This is a genomic window from Streptomyces sp. NPDC051018 (assembly GCF_044456085.1).
Lineage (GTDB): Bacteria > Actinomycetota > Actinomycetes > Streptomycetales > Streptomycetaceae > Streptomyces.
Map to the genome: position 1 here is coordinate 222,251 of NZ_JBITFN010000004.1, position 17,784 is coordinate 240,034.

14 protein-coding genes are annotated in these 17,784 nt (G+C 71.5%); 7 read left to right on the forward strand and 7 right to left on the reverse strand.

Features of this window, described 5'->3' with window-relative positions; genetic code table 11:
* Positions 1-2: 2 nt before the first annotated feature.
* Complete coding sequence (locus tag ACIBCM_RS09780; RefSeq protein WP_399241461.1) at positions 3-248, forward strand: DUF2283 domain-containing protein; 246 nt, start codon at positions 3-5, stop codon at positions 246-248.
* A gap of 240 nt (positions 249-488) precedes the next feature.
* Here ACIBCM_RS09780 and ACIBCM_RS09785 read toward each other — a convergent pair whose 3' ends face one another.
* The 3 genes from ACIBCM_RS09785 to ACIBCM_RS09795 all read right to left on the reverse strand — a co-directional run bounded on the left by ACIBCM_RS09785 (position 489) and on the right by ACIBCM_RS09795 (position 2,990).
* Positions 489-1,580, reverse strand: a complete 1,092-nt coding sequence (locus ACIBCM_RS09785; protein ID WP_399241462.1) for a methyltransferase domain-containing protein — start codon at positions 1,578-1,580, stop codon at positions 489-491.
* Positions 1,581-1,905: 325 nt separating this feature from the next.
* Positions 1,906-2,124: a DUF397 domain-containing protein gene (locus tag ACIBCM_RS09790; protein ID WP_399241463.1), complete on the reverse strand. Its 219-nt coding sequence runs from the start codon at positions 2,122-2,124 to the stop codon at positions 1,906-1,908.
* A 2-nt stretch (positions 2,125-2,126) separates the two neighbouring features.
* Positions 2,127-2,990: a helix-turn-helix domain-containing protein gene (locus ACIBCM_RS09795; protein WP_399241464.1), complete on the reverse strand. Its 864-nt coding sequence runs from the start codon at positions 2,988-2,990 to the stop codon at positions 2,127-2,129.
* A gap of 268 nt (positions 2,991-3,258) precedes the next feature.
* On the opposite strand from ACIBCM_RS09795, the gene ACIBCM_RS09800 reads away from it, so the two are divergent.
* Together ACIBCM_RS09800 and ACIBCM_RS09805 are read left to right on the forward strand one after the other, a co-directional pair.
* On the forward strand, positions 3,259-3,690 hold the full coding sequence (locus ACIBCM_RS09800) for an ATP-binding protein (protein ID WP_399241465.1): 432 nt from the start codon (positions 3,259-3,261) through the stop codon (positions 3,688-3,690).
* A gap of 208 nt (positions 3,691-3,898) precedes the next feature.
* Positions 3,899-4,507 (forward strand): hypothetical protein, encoded by a 609-nt coding sequence (locus ACIBCM_RS09805; protein WP_399241466.1) that lies wholly within the window; start codon positions 3,899-3,901, stop codon positions 4,505-4,507.
* A 67-nt stretch (positions 4,508-4,574) separates the two neighbouring features.
* On the opposite strand, the gene ACIBCM_RS09810 is transcribed toward ACIBCM_RS09805, so the two are convergent.
* Complete coding sequence (locus tag ACIBCM_RS09810) at positions 4,575-5,423, reverse strand: ABC transporter permease (RefSeq protein ID WP_399241467.1); 849 nt, start codon at positions 5,421-5,423, stop codon at positions 4,575-4,577.
* A complete protein-coding gene (locus ACIBCM_RS09815) occupies positions 5,420-6,355 on the reverse strand; it encodes an ABC transporter ATP-binding protein (RefSeq protein WP_399241468.1) in 936 nt (311 codons plus the stop codon). The genes ACIBCM_RS09810 and ACIBCM_RS09815 overlap by 4 nt, the downstream gene beginning before the upstream one ends.
* A gap of 268 nt (positions 6,356-6,623) precedes the next feature.
* Here ACIBCM_RS09815 and ACIBCM_RS09820 point away from each other — a divergent pair, with 268 nt between their 5' ends.
* Positions 6,624-7,586: a MarR family transcriptional regulator gene (locus ACIBCM_RS09820; protein WP_399241469.1), complete on the forward strand. Its 963-nt coding sequence runs from the start codon at positions 6,624-6,626 to the stop codon at positions 7,584-7,586.
* 138 nt (positions 7,587-7,724) lie between these two features.
* The gene (locus ACIBCM_RS09825; protein WP_399241470.1) at positions 7,725-8,165 is read left to right on the forward strand and encodes a DUF6086 family protein; all 441 of its coding nucleotides are present in this window, start codon (positions 7,725-7,727) and stop codon (positions 8,163-8,165) included.
* Positions 8,166-8,511: 346 nt separating this feature from the next.
* Here ACIBCM_RS09825 and ACIBCM_RS09830 read toward each other — a convergent pair whose 3' ends face one another.
* Positions 8,512-10,182, reverse strand: a complete 1,671-nt coding sequence (locus ACIBCM_RS09830; RefSeq protein ID WP_399241471.1) for an ABC-F family ATP-binding cassette domain-containing protein — start codon at positions 10,180-10,182, stop codon at positions 8,512-8,514.
* An 81-nt stretch (positions 10,183-10,263) separates the two neighbouring features.
* The gene (locus ACIBCM_RS09835; protein ID WP_399241472.1) at positions 10,264-11,916 is read right to left on the reverse strand and encodes an ABC-F family ATP-binding cassette domain-containing protein; all 1,653 of its coding nucleotides are present in this window, start codon (positions 11,914-11,916) and stop codon (positions 10,264-10,266) included.
* Positions 11,917-12,656: 740 nt separating this feature from the next.
* On the opposite strand from ACIBCM_RS09835, the gene ACIBCM_RS09840 reads away from it, so the two are divergent.
* Complete coding sequence (locus ACIBCM_RS09840; RefSeq protein WP_399241473.1) at positions 12,657-13,997, forward strand: DUF1775 domain-containing protein; 1,341 nt, start codon at positions 12,657-12,659, stop codon at positions 13,995-13,997.
* 354 nt (positions 13,998-14,351) lie between these two features.
* Entirely contained in the window at positions 14,352-17,342 is a 2,991-nt protein-coding gene (locus ACIBCM_RS09845) for a WD40 repeat domain-containing protein (protein WP_399241474.1), read from the forward strand.
* Positions 17,343-17,784: the final 442 nt, after the last annotated feature.

Consider the following 17,784-nt stretch of genomic DNA (forward strand, 5'->3'; position numbering starts at 1 on the left):
CCATGGTGGACGTCAGAGTCACATACGATCAGCAGGTGGATGCGGCATACATATATTTCACCGATTCGCAAACACGCAAAGAAGTGTCGCGCATGTATCCCTGCGATCCAGTCGAGGTTGGAGGCATGATCAACCTTGACTTCGATGGGAAGGGGCGCCTCGTCGGTATCGAGGTGTTGGCGGCAAGTTCGAAGTTGCCGCAGCGCTTGCTGGATGCGGCGGAGCGACTCGACGTAGAAGATTCATAAACCTGGTCCGTATGTCCGGGTAGCATCGAGGGCGCTCTCGGGTATCGCGGGAAATAAGCAGACCGTCCCCATCGCGAATGGATCCGGTGGGGACGGCTGCCGTGATCTGAGGCGTCTGACGGCAGTAGTTGACGGCAGCGGACGGACGCAGCGCAGGGGAACGGCGGTTGGCGACCAGCGAGATCGGACGTGGTGTGGCTGAGGAGTTCCTTGAGGTGGATGCGCTGTGCCGGCCGACCCTCAGGCTTCGGGCGCGGGCCAGCGTGGGCCCGATTCAGGGTCCACGGCCCAGGCGTGCTGGTCGCCCGTCGATTCAACCGTCAGGCCGTAGTCGTACAGGTCCGGTTCTCCCATGTCGAGCCACACCTCCCACGCCCGCTCCAGTTCGTCTGCCAGTCGGCGCGGGCCGCCCTGATGTGCCACGGTGGTGCCGTCACTCCGCCGGGACAGCTCCGCCCACGACGAAGTGCCCTCGTGGAGACGGGCTTTGACACCGTCCGCGTTGGTTGACGTGGTGATCCGTACATCAGGAAGCGCCACACGCAGGGCGAAGAGCAGATGCCAATTGTTCCGCAGAGGCGTCAGATCCCGCGCCCAACCCCGCTGGGAATCGGATGGCCCGTCACCGCGCACGGCAGTGAAGTCGTCATAGCTATGGTCGGTCCCGCGAGCGGGCATGAACTGGGCCAGGCCCTGCACCCAGCCACTCGCCGAGCGGCCGTCGTCGGCGACGGTGAGCGCCACATGTCCGAGCCGCCCCCAGGGCGTGACGATCCGGCCCCCGGGCTGTGTCTGCGCCACCCATGCCCAGGGGACGCGGTCCACGGCGTAGGTCGAGATCACCCGGTCGTACGGTGCGCCGTGCTCCCACCCCGCAGTGCCGTCACCCACCTCCACCGCCACATCGGCCGCCACGGCTTCCAGTCGCTTCCCGGCCACCGACGCCAACGCGGGGTCCACCTCCACGCTGGTCACCCGGCCCGGCCCGGTCCGGTAGGCCAGCAGTGCGGCGTTCCAGCCCGTGCCCGTGCCCAGTTCCAGGGTTCGCTGTCCGGGTTCCAGCAGGAGCGAGTCGAGCATGTCCACCACCACGCCCTGGCACGACAGGCTGGAGGAGGCCCGGCCGTCGGTGACCTGGGTGACGGCCGCGGCGTCCGGATCGGCGTACACCTCGTCCGCCCACCGGGAGCCGTCCCCCGCACGGTCCAGCGGGACATAGGCGTGACCGTCCCAGTGCCACAGCCTGTCCGGTGCGAACAGATGCCGGGGAAGGACGTCGACGGCCTCCCGGATCCACGGCGAACGGACAGGCCAAGTGGCTTGCCGTTCCATTGTTTCCGCGAGTCGTCGACGCCGGTTTGCGAAAGAGTGCACCACTACTTCTTCTTGTGCTTGCCGCCGGAAGGCGGGGGAGCCGGCACCTGACCGTCAGCGTTCCCCGGGGGCGGTCTTCCCGTCGACAGGTCCGCCGGTGGTTTCTTGTGGTCACCCATGCTCGTCCCTTCCGGGTTGATTGATCCGCTCCATGGTCACGCATGGCGAGGAACGCGGGACAGATGGTTTTCGGAGCGGCGACGGCTCAGGCGATCTCCGCGCACGCGAGGCGTGAGCGCTGGGCGCGCCCGCTCGTCGGTCGAACGGCGCGCCCCGCGCGGGGTCAGGTGGAAACGGGTTCGCTCGCGAAGGCGATGAACCGGGCCCAGGCATGAGGGGTGACGTGGAGGGCGGGGCCCTGTGTGTTCTTGGAGTCGCGGATGCCGACCCGGGTGGTCAGATTGGCGACTTCGACGCAATTTGCGCCGTACTCGTTGCTGTAGGAGGACTTCATCCACCTGGGTTCGCCCGCCACATTGAGCGTGTTCCGGTGAAAGTACATGGCTAGAGCTCCTGTGCTAGTTGGTGCAGGAATTCGGCAGTCGCCGAAGGTCCAAGAGCCTCGCTGCGCATGGCGTCGAACCTCTGGTTGTACTTCCAGACGTCAAGTTCCTTGTCGGTGAAGGTCATCATTTCCCCCGCGTCCGACGTGACGATCGGGTCCACCCGAGCATCGAAGTTCAGGATGAGGAAGTTGATGTCGGAGCGGTATGCCGGGACGTTCATGGGGAGGATCTGGACGGTCACATTGTCCAGGGCATTCAACCGTTCGATCTCCTCGTACTGCCCCTTCATGACCTCCGCGCTGCCCATCACCCGCCTGAGCGCCGCCTCGTCCAGGATCACGCGGAGTGTCAAGGGATTCTCCGCGCAGGTCAGCCTCTCCTTGCGCTGCATTCGCAGGCGCACGTTGTTCTCGACGAAGGCTGTGGTTGTTTCATTGATCGGTTTGGCGGTCATGAACTGGGCCCGGGCGTACGCCTCGGACTGAAGCAGTCCATAGATCAGAGTCGGATGCCAAGCCCGGGCTTCCAGCGCATCGGTTTCCAGGCCCATGTACATCGGCATGCCGGACGGTAGGAAGTGCCGGAATCGAATGAAACGATCGCGGCTCAGCGACTCGCGTTGGAGCGACATCAGAAACTCCCGGTCGTCGATGTCCTCGATCCCGTACCGGTTGAGCAGCTTCTCCAGGTCTTCCGCTTTGGGAAGGCTGTTGTGCCCGGTCTCGACCCGGCCGAGCTTCGTGTCGCTGAAACCGAGTCCCGCCACTGCCTCCTGAATCGTCAGGCCTACACCTTCGCGCAGGCGCCGTAGCTCCTTGCCCAGTTCCCGTCGACGGTACGTCGGTCCCCTCCGTGCTGCCACCTGTCCACCCTTCCTGATGCTCTGTTGGTCCCTGGCGCATGCCTGTGTGGGGTCATGGGCGCTCAGTTTCCCCTCCGGAAGCCCATGCCGGTGCTGTGGCATGTGCCAATTTCTCTGGTGCTTGGGATTGAGTTGCAGGTTAACTCAACGATGCCTCACGGTAGTTGGGAACAGCCAAGCCGGACGGCGATGCACATACCGGACCTTCCTGACCCGGGGGCCCAGCCGCGCCCTGTCCGAAGAACCGTGGAGGACTGGGCAGATGCCGATGGCAGTCACGAGACCCGAAGAAACCGGATCCGGCAGCGGGTTCGATGTGACCCTCGGGCGGGATGGGAAGCAGGGTGAGCCGTTGACGGACGGTGACCGGTTGTGGCCCGCGCTCATGCGGCGGGTCGTGCGGGCGCATATGGGCCTGTGGGGGCTCGGCACTCTCGCCGACACCGTCGAGTTGCTGATGTCGGAGCTGGTCACCAACGCGCTGGAGCACGGTCACGGCGCCGTGGGCGTACGGGTGTGGCGCACCGAGACCCGGCTGTGGGCCGAGGTGCGCAGTGCCGGTCCTCAGACGGTCGTGCCCCGGGAGGCCGGGCCGTACGACGAGAGCGGCCGGGGACTTCTGCTGGTCTCCGCGCTCGCCGACGGGTGGGGCGTGAGCGGGGACGGCGTCTGGTGTGCGCTGGCCATCGGGGGTACGTGAGGCACGCCCATGACCCCGGTGGAGTCGCCGGTGGCGGTTTCCGGGGGTGCCTCCTCCTGTGGCCCCCGGCTCCTGAAGCCGGTCGCCCGGGTGCCGTCGGAACCCCCGCCGACCCGCACCCGGGCGGCCACCCCAGCCCCCTTCGTACAACCGTGAAAGGCCCCCCGTGACACAACTCCGCCCACAGCCGCCGGTCAGCGTTCCCTGGATGGCCGCCTGGTCAGGGGAGACCGTGATCGAGGAGCCCGTCGTACGCCGTCCCGGGCGGCGCGGCGGGATCGCGTACGCCCGTGAACTGCCCACCGACCGGGGCGAGTCCGATGCCCTGCTCCACCGGGGTCGCAGGCCCGCGCCCCACGGTGGACGCGGGCGCCCGCTGTTCGCGGGGGTGCATCCGAACCGGCAGCGCAGGGCGATGAGGATGCTGTTGTGCCATCTGTGCGGTGAGGCCGCCTCCCACATCCCCGAGCACGGGGTCCTGTGGCTGCTGGACGGCGGGCCCGGCGGCCGTGAACCCGGGTGGCCGGAGGGGGCCGTCACCACGCATCCGCCCGTGTGCCTGCCCTGCGCGGCGCAGGCGATCCGGCAGTGTCCCCATCTGTACGCCCGGGGGCACACCGCGATCCGGGTGCGGTATCCGCGTTCGTACGGCTATCACGGCCGCCTCTACACCCCGGACCTCACCCGGCCCGGGGCCCCGACACTCCTGGTCGTCGAGGAGACCGTGGACGTGCCGTTCGGGGATCCCCGGCTGCCGTGGCTGCTGGCCGCGCAGCTCGTCGTACGGCTCACCGGCTGTACTCCCGTCGAGTTGTAGAGCCTCATCAGCGTGAGCCGACCAGGTAAGCCGGAGAGCCCCCTGCCCCCAGACGACCACGACACGCTCAGCCGACCCGGCTGAGCGCCCTCTCGCGGCGTTCGGCGACGCTCGAACCCGACTCCCGGCGGGCCATCCGGCGCAGGACGACCGGGGCGACGAGCAGCCCGAGCACCGCCCAGACTCCCAGTACTCCGGCGGTCTCCAGCTGGCGCCAGGAGTCGCCGACCTCGACGGAGACGGCGGACTCGGGGAGCAGTGCGGAGCGCATGCCGAGGCCCAGCCAGTAGATGGGGGTGGCCTGGGCGATCCACTGGAGCCACTCCGGGAGGGAGGTGATCGGATAGAAGATGCCGGAGATCGCGATCAGGCCCATGACCGGCAGCTGGACCAGACCCTGGGCCCGGGCGGTCGGGAACACCGAGCCCAGGATCGCGCCGACCGGCAGGGTCGCCAGCATCCCCAGGACCAGTACCCAGGCGAGGGTCGGCCAGGAACCCGGGCTGCCGGCGGAGAGCCCGTCGATGAGGAGCAGTCCGGGGATCAGCAGGATCGCGAGATCGGCGAGCAGTCCGCCGCCGACCGAGACGACCTTGCCGGTGAGATACCCGAGCATGCCGTTCGGTGTCGCCTTGGCGCGCAGCAGGGTGCCGTCCTCGCGCTCGGCGGTGAGCACCTGGCTCATGCTGACCATGCCCATCGCGACGTTCATACCGAGAACGCTCGGCAGGACCAGGGTCCCGAGCAGGAATCCGCTGGAGCCGAACTCCCGGTCCCGCAGGAAGAAGAGGGTCACCAGCATCAGCACCGGCCACAGGAAGTGGGAGAGCAGATCGGAGCCGTTGGTGAAGGACTGGCGCAGTTCGATCAGGCCGCGCGTCCAGCCCGCCCGTACCGCCGTGGTCGTCGCGCTCACCGGGCCGCCTCCTCCTTCGCCTCGCGTCCGGACTGTGTCTTCCGTACGGCGGTCTCGCTCTCGCGCACCAGCGTCATATAGGTGTCCTCCAGGGAGGCCCGGCGGACCTCCAGTTCGCCGATCTCCTCGCCGTGGCGGCCGAACAGTCCGCGTACGAAGGCGGTCGAGTCGGGGGTCGACTCGGTGAAGCGCCGGCCCCCGAGTGTCCAGCGGACCTCGTCCTCGCCCGCGATACGCCGGGCCAGTTCGGCCGCCGTGCCGTCGGCGACGATCCGGCCGCCCGTGAGGATCACGATGCGGTCGGCGAGTTTGTCCGCCTCGTTCAGATCGTGGGTGGTCAGCAGGATCGTGGTCTCGTGGTCCCGCGCGAGACGGTGGACCAGATCGTGGAACTCGTATCGCGCCTCCGGGTCGAAACCCGCCGTCGGCTCGTCCAGGAACAGCACTTCGGGGCGGCCGACGATGCCGATCGCCACATCGAGCCTGCGCCGCTGTCCGCCGGACAGGGCCTTGATCTTCTTGTCCGCGTGCGCGGTCAGGCCGACGGCGGCGATGAGGTAGTCGGTGTCCCAGGGCCGCCGGCGCGCGGGGGTGGAGTAGGGGGCGTAGTACGTACCGAGGTGGGCGAGCAGTTCACGCACCCGCCACTTGCCGTGGTCCCGCCAGGACTGGAGGACGACTCCCAGACGGGCGCGCCAGGACTCGTCCCCGTGGGCGGGGTCCGTGCCGAGGACCTCGACCCGGCCCGCCGAGCGCATCCGGAAGCCCTCCAGGATCTCGATCGTGGTGGTCTTGCCCGCGCCGTTCGGCCCCAGCAGCGCCAGGACTTCACCGTGGCGCACCCGGAAACTCACATCGTGCAGGACGTCGGTCGTGCCGTAGCGCATCCGGAGCCCCTCGGCTTCGAGCACGACGCCGTCGCTCGCGGTCATCCGTTCACCCCCGTCTGTCGATCGTCATAGCTATTTCAGGAGCACGAAAGCTACGTTGCCTTTCTATATTCGTCAAACTATTGCTTGGGTATTTGCCCTTGATTCTTTGGAATTTAAAGGCGAAAATTGCAATGAGTCTGAGGGTGAATGCAAGGATGAAGGTGAGTTTGTTGCAATGGGATGACGGTGAACGCATACTGGAGCGGCCGTCGGCGAGCGGAACCGACGCGTGGTTCCCAGGGGCCGGCCAGCGAGAGGACGGGCATCGATGCCGGGAGGCAGACTGACGCACGACGACCGGCGGCGGATCGCGTCCGCCCTGTCGGAGGGTCTCGGATACGCCGAGATCGCCCGGCGGCTGGGCCGGCCGACGTCCACCGTCAGCCGGGAGGTCGCCCGCAACGGCGGACCGGAGGGCTACGGCGCCGATCCCGCGCAGCAGGCCACCGGGCAGCGCGCCCGCCGGGGACGGACGGGCCCGCACCCGGGCGAGGCGGCGCGGGACGGGGGCGGCGGGGACGGACCCGGTACGGCGGACGGCTTCGCGGAGCGGTTCGCGGCGACCATGGTCCACATCGGGCTTCCGCGTATGGCCGCCAGGGTGCTCGCGCACCTCTTCACCACCGAATCCGGCAGCCTCACGGCCTCCGAACTGGTTCGCCGTCTCCAGGTCAGCCCCGCGTCCGTGTCCAAGGCCATCGGCTATCTGGAGGAGCTGGCGATGGTCCGCCGGGAACGGGACGCCGGGCGGCGGCGCGAGCGTTACGTCGTCGACGACGACCCGTGGGCCCGGGTGTGGACGGCCAGTGCCCGGACTCACGCCACCCTCGCGGAAACCAGCAGCCAGGGAGCCGCGATCTTCCCGCCGGGCAGTCCGGTGGGGGCCCGGCTGGCCCGGATGAGCCAGTTCTTCGGCATCCTCAGCGAGGACATGGCGGGCGGCTCCGAGGCTCCCGCGTCCGAGGACGCGCTGACCGTGCTCGCCGCGCTGGTCCACGCGGGCGTTCCCCTCGGGCCGGACCGCCTCGCCGCCGCACTCGGCTGGCCCGACGACCGGGTGACCGCAGCACTCGGCGACGCGGAACGGTATCCGGGGATCGCCGGACCCGTGGCCCTCCACCGGACCGCGCCCGGTCTGTACACCGTCGCCGCCGGGGCCGGACGGCTCACGGACGCCCAGCGCGAGGCCCTCGGCGGCGGAAAACCGCTGTACCCGCAGGGGGCTTCGTGAGGATCATGGCGCGGGGCCGCGGCCGTCGCGCCCGGCGACCGGGGGAGAGCTCGCCGCGGCCCGCAACGGGGGAGGACCCGCCTCGCCCCGCAACCGGGGGAGGGAGCTGTCTCGCCCCCGCAATGGGGAGGACCCGCCATGAGCCAGTACTACGAACTCGGTGACACCACACTCTGGAATCCGTCCAACGGCGCATCCCGGCTGTTCATCCGTCAGGTGGAGGTATTCCAGGCCGAGTTGGGGGTTCCGTCCGGCATCGGGCCGCAGGAGGCGGACGAGTACCGCATCGATCCGGCAGCCTTCGGGGTCTTCGTCAATGCCCTGGTGGCCCGGCACCGCCGAACCTCCCACGGCGTCGTCCTGGCCCTGTCCGAAGGGTTCCTCGCCACCACACTGGCCCTCGCGGAACGGGCGGGCATCGAGGTCTGCTGGACACCGCCGCCCCCGGCGCCGGGCGAAGGGTTCAGGGATGTACAGGTCCCGGCCCCGGCGGGGGCACCCCTGGGGGCGGGCGACGACGACTGGGCGGACCGGCTGCGACGGAAGGCGCGGGAGATGGACCGGTTGATGGCGCGCTGACGCGGCCGTCCCGACCCCGGGGGTCCCGGCCGTCCCCGCCCCCGGCGGCCCCGAGGCACCCGGCGGTCCCGGCCCGAGGCCGTCCCCGTTCCGGCGTGCCCGGCCCCCGGCCCTCCCCGGCTATCTGCGGTCCAGGGCGCCCTCTCCGCCCCCCGCCCGCCGGGGCCCGGCTCCCGGCCGGGGACAGGCCGGGCCGCCCTACCGGCCGCGGGGCCGCCCATCTGCCGTCGGACCGGCTTGCCCCACCAGCCGTTGCATCGGCTCGCCCCACCGACCCGTTGTCGGATCCGGCCGAGGTCCATGCCGTCCGTACCAGCAGACCGTGGTCAGAAGCCCCCGGCCGCCGCTACTCCGCACCGGTATCCGCAGCCGGTGTTCCCGCCGGAGTTCGCGGTCGGAGCCCGTCGAGCCGGATCTCCCGTCCCCGCCAGCGCCTCCGGAGCCAGCGGTCGTGGCCCGCCAGCACGATCGCGCCGGGCCCAGGGCCCAGCGCCTCCTCCAACTCGTCGCACAGGCGCGGCGACAGATGGTTGGTGGGTTCGTCGAGCAGCAGCAACTGCGGCGGGCGCGCCACCAGCAGCGCCAGTGCGAGCCTCCGGCGCTGTCCGACCGAGAGCCGGCCGACCGGCTTGTCCAGATCCGCCTCGTGCAGCAGACCCAGCGAGCCCAGTGGCACCGCCTCGGCCCGCTCGGCGCCCAGAGCCAGCTCGTATGTATCCCGGACGGACCGGTCCGGCCGGTCGAAAACCGTGTCCTGGGCGAGCAGCCCCACCGTCAGTCCGCGCCGCCGCCGCACCTCGCCCTCGGCGGCGAGCCGCCCGGCGAGCACGGCCAGCAGAGTCGACTTCCCGGCCCCGTTCCCGCCGGTGACCAGCAGACGGTCGGTCGCCGACACCTCCGCGTTCAGCGGCGCGAGCCGGCCCGGCACCCGTACGCCGGCCAGGGACACCAGCGGACCGTCGCCCTCCGCCGACGGTACGGTGAGTTCCGTACGCGCGAACCGCAACGGCTTCGGCGGTTCACCGACCCCGGACCGCTCCAGCTCCTCCAGACGGCGGGTCGCGTTGCGCACCCGCCGGGAGATCTGGCTCTGGACCCGGCCCCCGCGGTGGTCGTAGCCCATCTTCTCGTTGTTGCCCAGCCCCCGGTCCGGTGCGACGCGGCGCGCGGTGACCCCGGCGGAGACCCGTAGCGCCGCCCGTTCCTCCTGCTCCTCGGCCCAGCGCCGCTCCCAGCGTGCCCGCTCGGCACGTTTCGCGGCCAGGTAGGCGCTGTAGTCGCCGCCGTAGCGGACCGGGCCGTCCACCGAGGGGTCGAGGTCGATCAGATCCGTGCACACGGCGTCCAGAAAGGCCCGGTCGTGGCTGGCCACCACGACGACCCCGGGCAGGGCGCGTACCTGCTCCTCGACGAACGCGGCGGCTCCGTCGTCGAGATGGTTGGTCGGCTCGTCCAGCAGCAGCGCCGAGGGCCGCCGTACCAGCAGCGCGGCCAGCGCGAGCCGGCCGCGCTGACCGCCGGAGAGCGACCCGAGCGTCCGGTCGTGGCCGACGGCGCCGAGGCCGAGGCCGTCGAGCACGAGCGCGGCACGCCGGTCGGCGTCCCAGACCTCCCGTTCCTGGGCCTGTTCCAGCAGCACGCCGTACGCGTCGAGCAGACCGGCGTACCCGGGAGCGTCCTGCCCGGTCCGCGCGAGCAGCCCGGTGAGACGGTCCAGCTCGGCGAGGTCGGCCCTGGACTCGCGCAGGGCGTCGTCGAGTACACCGGCGATCGTCACATCGGCGTCGTACGGCATCTCCTGCTGGAGAAAGCCCGGTTCGGGCGGCCCGGAGACGCTGCCGGAGTCGGGCTCGTCCGTCCCGGCCAGCAGGCGCAGGAGGGTCGACTTGCCGACGCCGTTCTCCCCGATCAGTCCGATGCGGTGTCCGGGAGAGGCGGTCAGGGAGACACCGTCGAGCACCCGGCGGTCGCCAAGGACGCGGACGAGGTCATGGGCGATGAGGGCGGGCTGAGGCATGAGTTCCGTCCCACGTGATCGGTGGCTGGGCCCGCCGGGCGGTACGCCTCGGGACACGGGCCGGGTCGACACGTGGGCGGCTCACACCTCGGGAGCCCCCGTCTCCGTCAGCTCACCGCCGGCCAGCCGCAGCCACCGGTTCACGCCGATCGCGCGCAGGAACCGCTCGTCGTGGCTGACCACGACGAAGGCCCCCTGATAGGAGTCCAGAGCGCTCTCCAACTGGCCTGCACTGACCAGGTCGAGGTTGTTCGTCGGCTCGTCCAGCAGGAGCAGATGCGGAGCCGGTTCGGCGCACAGCACACAGGCCAGGGTGGCGCGCAGCCGCTCGCCTCCGGAGAGCACCCCGACGGGCAGATGGGCCCGGGGCCCCCGGAAGAGGAAGCGGGCGAGCAGGTTCATCCGCTCGGACTCCGGCCGCTCCGGGGCGTAGTCGGCGAAGTTCTCGGCGACCGTACGGTCCGGGTTCAGCAGGTCGAGGCGCTGCGAGAGATAGGCGATACGGCCGTCGGCGCGCTTGATCTCGCCGCTGTGGGGTGCCAGATCACCGCTGAGCAGTCGCAGCAGCGTACTCTTGCCGGTGCCGTTGGGACCGGTCAGCGCGATGCGCTCGGGGCCCCGGACGGTCAGGTCGACGCCCTCGCCGGTGAACACTTCCTTCGCGATCTCTGCGTCCTTGTCGCCGAGCCGGACGCGGAGCCGCTCGCCGAGGAACAGATTGCGCCCGGCGGGCACCCGGGTGTCCGGCAGGTCCAGCGTGAGGCGCTGCTCGTCGCGCAGCGCCCGCCCGGCCTCGTCCAGCCGGGCCCTCGCCTCGCTGACCCGGCCGGCGTGCATCTGGCCCGCCCGGCCCGCGGACTCCTGAGCGCCCCGCTTCATAGTGCCCGCGAAGATACGGGGCAGACCGGCGCTCTTCAGATTGCGGGCGGCGTTGCTCTGCCGGCGCTCGGCGCGCTCGCGGGCCTGCTGCATCTCCCGCTTCTCCCGCTTCAGCTCCTGCTCGGCGTTGCGGACGTTCTTCTCGGCGACCTCCTGCTCGGCCCGCACGGCCTCCTCGTACGCGGTGAAGTTACCGCCGTGGAAGCGCAGTTCACCGCGGTCGAGTTCGGCGATGCGTTCCATGCGGTCGAGCAGGGCGCGGTCGTGGCTGACCAGGAGCAGACAGCCGTTGAAGTCCTCCAGCGCGTCGTAGAGCTTGTGCCGGGCGTCGAGATCGAGGTTGTTGGTGGGCTCGTCGAGCAGCAGTACGCCGGGCCGCCTCAGCAACTGGGCGGCGAGACCGAGGGAGATGACCTGACCGCCGCTGAGGGTGCTCAGACGGCGGTCCGGGGCGAGAGCGTCGAGGCCGAGGCGGTCGAGCTGGGCGCGGGTGCGTTCCTCGATGTCCCAGTCGTCGCCGATGGTGGTGAAGTGCTCCTCGTCGACGTCCCCGGACTCCACGGCGTCGATGGCGTGGACGATCGCGGCGATGCCGAGCACCTCGGCCACCGTGAGGTCCCCGGTCAGGGGGAGGGTCTGGGGGAGGTGGCCGAGGGTGCCGGACACGGAGACCGAACCGCCGCCGGGCCGCAGTTCACCGGCGATGAGCTTGAGCAGCGTGCTCTTGCCGGTGCCGTTGGGCGCGACGAGGCCGGTGCTGCCGGAGCCGACGGTGAAGGACAGGTCCTGGAAGACGGGAGTGTCGTCGGGCCAGGTGAAGGACAGGTTCGAGCAGACGATGAAGGCATCGGACATGGAGGTGACCTCGTGAGAGGGGGCAGGGAAGACACCTCTGCCCCGGGGCAGACAGGAGAACGAGGGGACGACACAGAGGCCACTTCGGCGGCGCTTCCACGCACCGGCCGGTGGCCTGTCGGGTCCGGGTCTCACCCGGAGATGTCGTCGTCCACCACCATGTCTGGGCTCCTCCTCTGGGATCCTCGTCCGGGATCCTCAACAAACGATCAACGTCCTTCCCAGGCTAACAGGAGGCGGGAGGGGCGTGGCACCGGAGGCAGGACGGGGTCGCCCTGCCGGGGCCTCGGGCGCACCCGGGAGTTCGGGCGCACGCCTGGCCCCGGGTACGCGCACACCACCCGGTCCTGGTCGTACGGGGACGGGCGTCCTGGCCGTACGGGAACGGGGCCGGGGCCGTTTCGCCGGCGCCGTGCCGTCCGCGCCGTGCCGTCCGCTCGGAGGGCGGGGCCCGGGGGCGTTTGGCGCGTGCCGTCGCCGGGCGGAGGGCGCTCTCGTACAGGGCGGGACGGCAGGGCCCAGGGGGTGCCGAACGAGCGCCCGACCGTACGGGCCGGCCGGTCGCGGAATCGTACGGCCCGGGCGGGCGGGGACCGGGGGGAAGAGAGAAGCGGGAAGTCGCCCGCGTGGCGCTCCCCGTCGTGAATGATGTCCCCGACATGACATGCACTCGGCAGCTTTGGCATGCACGGACAGACGTCTCACGGGCTCGGTGGAGCGTGCGAGGGGTCCGGTCCGGCGTGCTCGCCGTGGCGGGCGCGGGCCCGGCCGTGGCCGGGCACCAGGTGGCCTCGGGCGAGCCGGTCGCCTGGCGGGCCGGAGCACTGGCGCTGGTGCTCGCCTTCATCGGGGCCCTGCCGTGGGCCCGCGCCCCACGCCCGCTCGCCGCCGTCCTCGGTGGGACGGCCGCCGTCCAGCTCGTACTCCATCAGCTGCTCGCCCGCTGTGGCGCCGACGGGCACACCGCGCACACCGCCGGTCAAGGGGGCGCGCCGAGCACCGCCGTGATGCTCGGCGCGCACACCCTGGCCGCCGCCGGGGTCGCGGTCCTCCTGCACCGGGCGGAGCGCCGGACCGGGGCGCTGCTCCAGTTCCTGGCGCGGATCGCCGTCATGGTCCGTAGGGCGGTGGCGCGTCTGTTCGGGGCGTGGACCGCGGGCGGCCGGGCCGGGGCCGCCCGCCCGGGGATCCGGTCACGGGCGGACACGGGGCGGCGCCCGGGCGCCGCCCTTGCCCATGTCGTCGTACGCCGTGGTCCTCCGGGTCCCGGGCACCTTCCGCCTCCGCCCGTGATCCGCTCGTCCCCAAGGAGACCCATGAGGAAGTCCCGCCGCCCCTCGATCGTCCGTCCCGCCGCGCTCGCGGTCGCCGCCGCTCTCGGTACGTTCCTCGCCGCCGCCGGACCGGCCGCCGCGCACGCCGGGGTGACCGCGTCCGACGACCGCGCCCTGGCCAAGAACGTGACCCTCACCTTCACTTCGGAGGCGGAGTCGGAGACCGCGGGCATAGCCAAGCTCCAGATCGTGCTGCCCGAGGGGATCTCCCCGGGCGCGGTCAGTCTGAAGAAGGGGCCGCGGGGGTGGAAGTTCGCCCAGGCGCAGGGCGGTTACACCATCGCCGGAAAGGCGCTCGCCACCGGGACGGACGCCGTGCACAGCATCACCGTGCGACAGCTCCCCGACGCCAAGTCGCTCGTCTTCAGGATCGTCGAGACCTACGGGGACGGCGAGGTCGCCCGCTGGATCGAGCTGCCCCAGGGCGGCAAGAAGCTCGACAACCCGGCCCCCGTGCTCAAGCTGAAGGCCAAGGCGCCCGGCGCGAAGCCGGAACCCCTCGCCCCCGGCGCCGCCGTGAGCGCGCCCCCGGCCGCGAGCGGGACCCCGAGCCCCGTGGCGACCCCGGCCCCGGCCCCTGCCCCGGGCGCGGCCACCGGGAACCCGGCCGTGGTCGTGGAGCAGGCGGGCCAGGGGGACAACGGCGGTGTGAGCACCACGCTGATCGTCGCCGCCGTGGTGGTGGTCCTCGCGGCCGGCGCGGGGATCCTCTGGGCGAGGAAGCGGCGCGGGGGGCCGACGGCCTGACGTCACGTCAGACTGGCCGTTTGCAGGGGGGCGGCGCTATTTCGTGAGCGGCGCCCGTCGGCGGGGGTACGGGTCGGTTGCCGGGGCAGCGGGCCGGCACAGCCATCGGGTGCTCCCGCGGACACCTCACCGAGCCGGGAGCGGGCGTCATCCGCGCCTGGACCGGGAGCGGCCGCGGGATCGGCGCCCGGCGCACCCGTACCGACGGGCAGTGGGGGATCCGCCCCCTTGGCGAGTTTCGTGATCGCGTGATACTCCGCGTGATGAGGGGGTGGTGTCGGTACCCGGGTCTAAGGTCCCGGAGCCATGGAGCTATCAGGCCGTACCGTGGTGATGTTCGGAAGATTTCGTACGATGCGCAAGAAGAACGCCGCTGAACGCCTCAGGGCCCTGGGGGCCAAGGTCGGGAACGGGGTCACCGAGCGCACGGACCTGATCGTTCTCGCGCTCTATGAGACGGGGCCCGTCCCGCTCACCGACAAGATGCTGAGGACGCCGTACCTGGACGAGTACGGGTTGGCCGAGCTGCTGGAGCGGGCCGAGGGGCTTGGCCCCAAAGCTCCGGAGAATCCGCCCTTCGCGTCGGCGGACGACCTCGCCGCGGCGAAGGACGCCGATGACCTGCGGGCCCTGCTGGAGAGGGCCGACTGGGGGGCGTTCGTCCCGGAGCGGGACACGGTGCCCCTGCGGGAGCGGCTGACACGGCTGGAGGCGGAGGCCGGGGTGACCGACGTCCACCGGACGGCCACCCGGCTCCTGCTGGTGCGCCATGATCAGCTCCGGATCGAGCTGCTGCACGGCCAGACCCATGACGTGGAGATCGTCGGGCACGCGCTGAGCCCGGACGGGCGCTGGCTGGTCACCGGCAGCTGGGTCGGTGACGACTGGGAGGCGGGTGGGGTGCTCCAGGTCTGGGAGGTCGCCACCGCGCGGTGCGTCCAGGTCATCCGCAAGGTGTCGGGCGGAGTCGGCTGGCCCGACTACCGCCGTACCGTCCAGTGGTCCGCGGACTCCACCCGGTTCGCCGCCGTCTACCAGACCAACCACATCGGGGTGTGGGACGCCTGGTCCGCCGGCGGGCCACCGGCTTCGATCAGCGTGTCGGACGGCAACTCGCGGCCGTCGCCCTTCGCGCTCTCGCCGGACGGCCGCAGCGTCTACGCCCACAGCGGTACCAACGGTGACGGCGGTCTCCAAGGGTGCCTCCTTCCCGTGCTGCGAGGCGATCTGAACTGGCTGGCCAACCACGTCGACACCGATCACCCTTACCTGATGGCACGTCAACTGTCCGACGAGGTGAGCGAGAAGTTCGGCCAGGACCGGGACGCGGACCCGGACGACCACCAGGTGGGGGAGTGGATCGAGGACCCGAGGTGGTCGGCGGACGGAACACGGCTGTTCGGCAGCAACGGACTGTGCGTGGATGCGGGAACGCGCGAGGTGGTCTGGTACGAGCCCGCGCGTTTCTCCCGCCCCAGCCCCGACGGGTCCCTGGTCGCGGCGGTGACCGACGGGGGACTGGTGATCCGGGACGCGGCGGACGGCTCCGTGCTCCACGGCCCGTACACCCTGGACGGTGAGCCGTGGGCCCTGCGCTGGGCACCCGGACCCCGGCGGCGGCTGGCCGTACTGACGGGCGGTACGGCTCATGCCGTACACCTCCTCGACGACGGACGGATCGTCGGGAGCGTCGACGTGCCGCACAACGGAAAGAGGGACGACGAGAAGTGGGCGGGTGACGCCGAGGCATGGGCGTGGTCGCCGGACGGCGAGCGGGCCGCCTGTCTGACCGGCGAGACGCTGGAGGTGTGGTCCCTGGCCGATCCCGCCCGGCCCGAGCGGCTGACGACCGTGCCCATGGGCGCTCAGGCCGTGTACTGGGGCGTGGACGACACCCTGGTACTGGTGTCGGCGGACCGCGTCCGGTTCGTTCCGGCCCGGGGCGGCGCGGCGCTGGGCGACGTCACGTTCCTGCACACTCCGGCCGGACCGCGTCCGATTCCCGAGGACGAACTCGACCTGTTCGGGAGCCCGCTTTTCGTGCTGGACGCCGACACCTGGGCGATGACGGTGGATACCCGGACCGTGATCGCGCCGCCGGGACGCGAGGACGATCTCGACGCCGCCCTCGCCTGGTCGGTGGCCGGGCGGCACTCCTGGCCGCTGCGGTGGGGCGAGGCGGACGTGTTCCCGGATGCTCTGGCCGCCGCCGACGACTCCCCGGGGGTGTCGACGGGCCGCTGGCTGCTGGAGTTCTCGCGGGAGGCGCTGGAGGAGCACAACCGCCGGTCGGAGCAGGATTCCTCGCGGTGGCCGCCGCCCCGCACCGCATCGGTGGAGGAACTGTTCGAGATCGTGAGGGAATCCGCGCGCGGACTCGACGTGGAGCGGTGGGGGTTCGCCCTCTGGCCACGGTTGCGGGAGGCCGCACGGCTGCGGGCGGGGCTGGCCGGCGGGGCGAGCGCCGCCCTCGAACTCGCCGTGGACATCACCGGGGTCCGGGACCGGCTGGCCGCCTGCGCCGATGTCGCCGTCGTCCTCGCCCGTACGGGACACGGGGACGCGGCCCGTACCGCATACGCCCGTGCCGAGGAACTGCTCCCCGAGGTGGAGAGCCGGTCCGGTGACTGGCGGGTGGCGCTGAACCCGGACGTGATGGCCGCCTTCGCCGCGGCCTGTGAGGCGATCGGCGACCGGAGGCGCGCGGACGCGTGGTTCCTCCGGGCGCGTGAGGCCATCGACAACGAGCCCAACCCGTGGCTGGACCATGCCGAGATCCTCCGCGCGGTCGTGGCGTGCGGACGGGACGACGTGGCCCGCGACATCCTGGCGGACACGGACAGGCACCCGGCCTACGGCTCCGGGCGGACGGAGGTGCTGGTGGGATTCGTCCGCCGGGGGTGGATCGACCTGGCCCGTGACTACCAGGCGCTGCCCGGCTGGTCCGTGCCGTACGAGGTGCTGGAGGCCCTCGCCGACGCCGGGCGGCCCGACCTGCTGGACGGGTGGGGCGGCGGCCGGGCCTGGTACATCGAGGACGAGGTGTACGAGCGGGCCCGCCGGATCGCCGCCGAGGGTCCTCCGGCCCGGCCACTGAACCCGACGGACGAGGACATCGCCGAGCTGACCAAGGCGTACGCGGAGATCCAGGAGACCCCCTTCAGCCGGCGGCAGAGGCCGACCGAACTCCTGGCGGCCCAGGCCGCCGCCTGCGGTCAACTCTCCGCCGCCGTCGACCTGTTGCGCCGGATCCCGGAGACCGGCGACTTCAACGACCGCCCGGCGGCGGCGTTCCAGGCGCTGCGGCTCGCCCTCACGGGCATCCGGATGGAAGGGGTGACCTGACGCGACCGAGGAGCCGGGGCCGGCTGGGACGTGTCAATGGGCCAGAGGGGGTGTGGGGGGGTGTGCTTCTTCAGCCTCGCCGGCGTTTGAGGCGCGGGGTTCGGGGCGGCGCCCCGGCATGGGGCTGTGCCTCACGGTGACCGGTCCAGGACGGCGACCGGCCCGCGCCCCGGGCGTCGGCGCTCCGACGGTGACCGGGCTTCGGATCTGAGTGCTCAGGTGCATGTGGTGGATTCTTGGGCCGGCTGGGAGGGTTCGCGTTTTTTGCCCGGGGTGTCGGGGGGTGCATTCTCAGCCTCGCCGGCGTTTGAGGCGCGGGGTTCGGGGCGGCGCCCCGGCATGGGGCTGTGCCTCACGGTGACCGGTCCAGGACGGCGACCGGCCCGCGCCCCGGGCGTCGGCGCTCCGACGTTGCCGCCCGGGACGGTGACCGCAGCCCAGG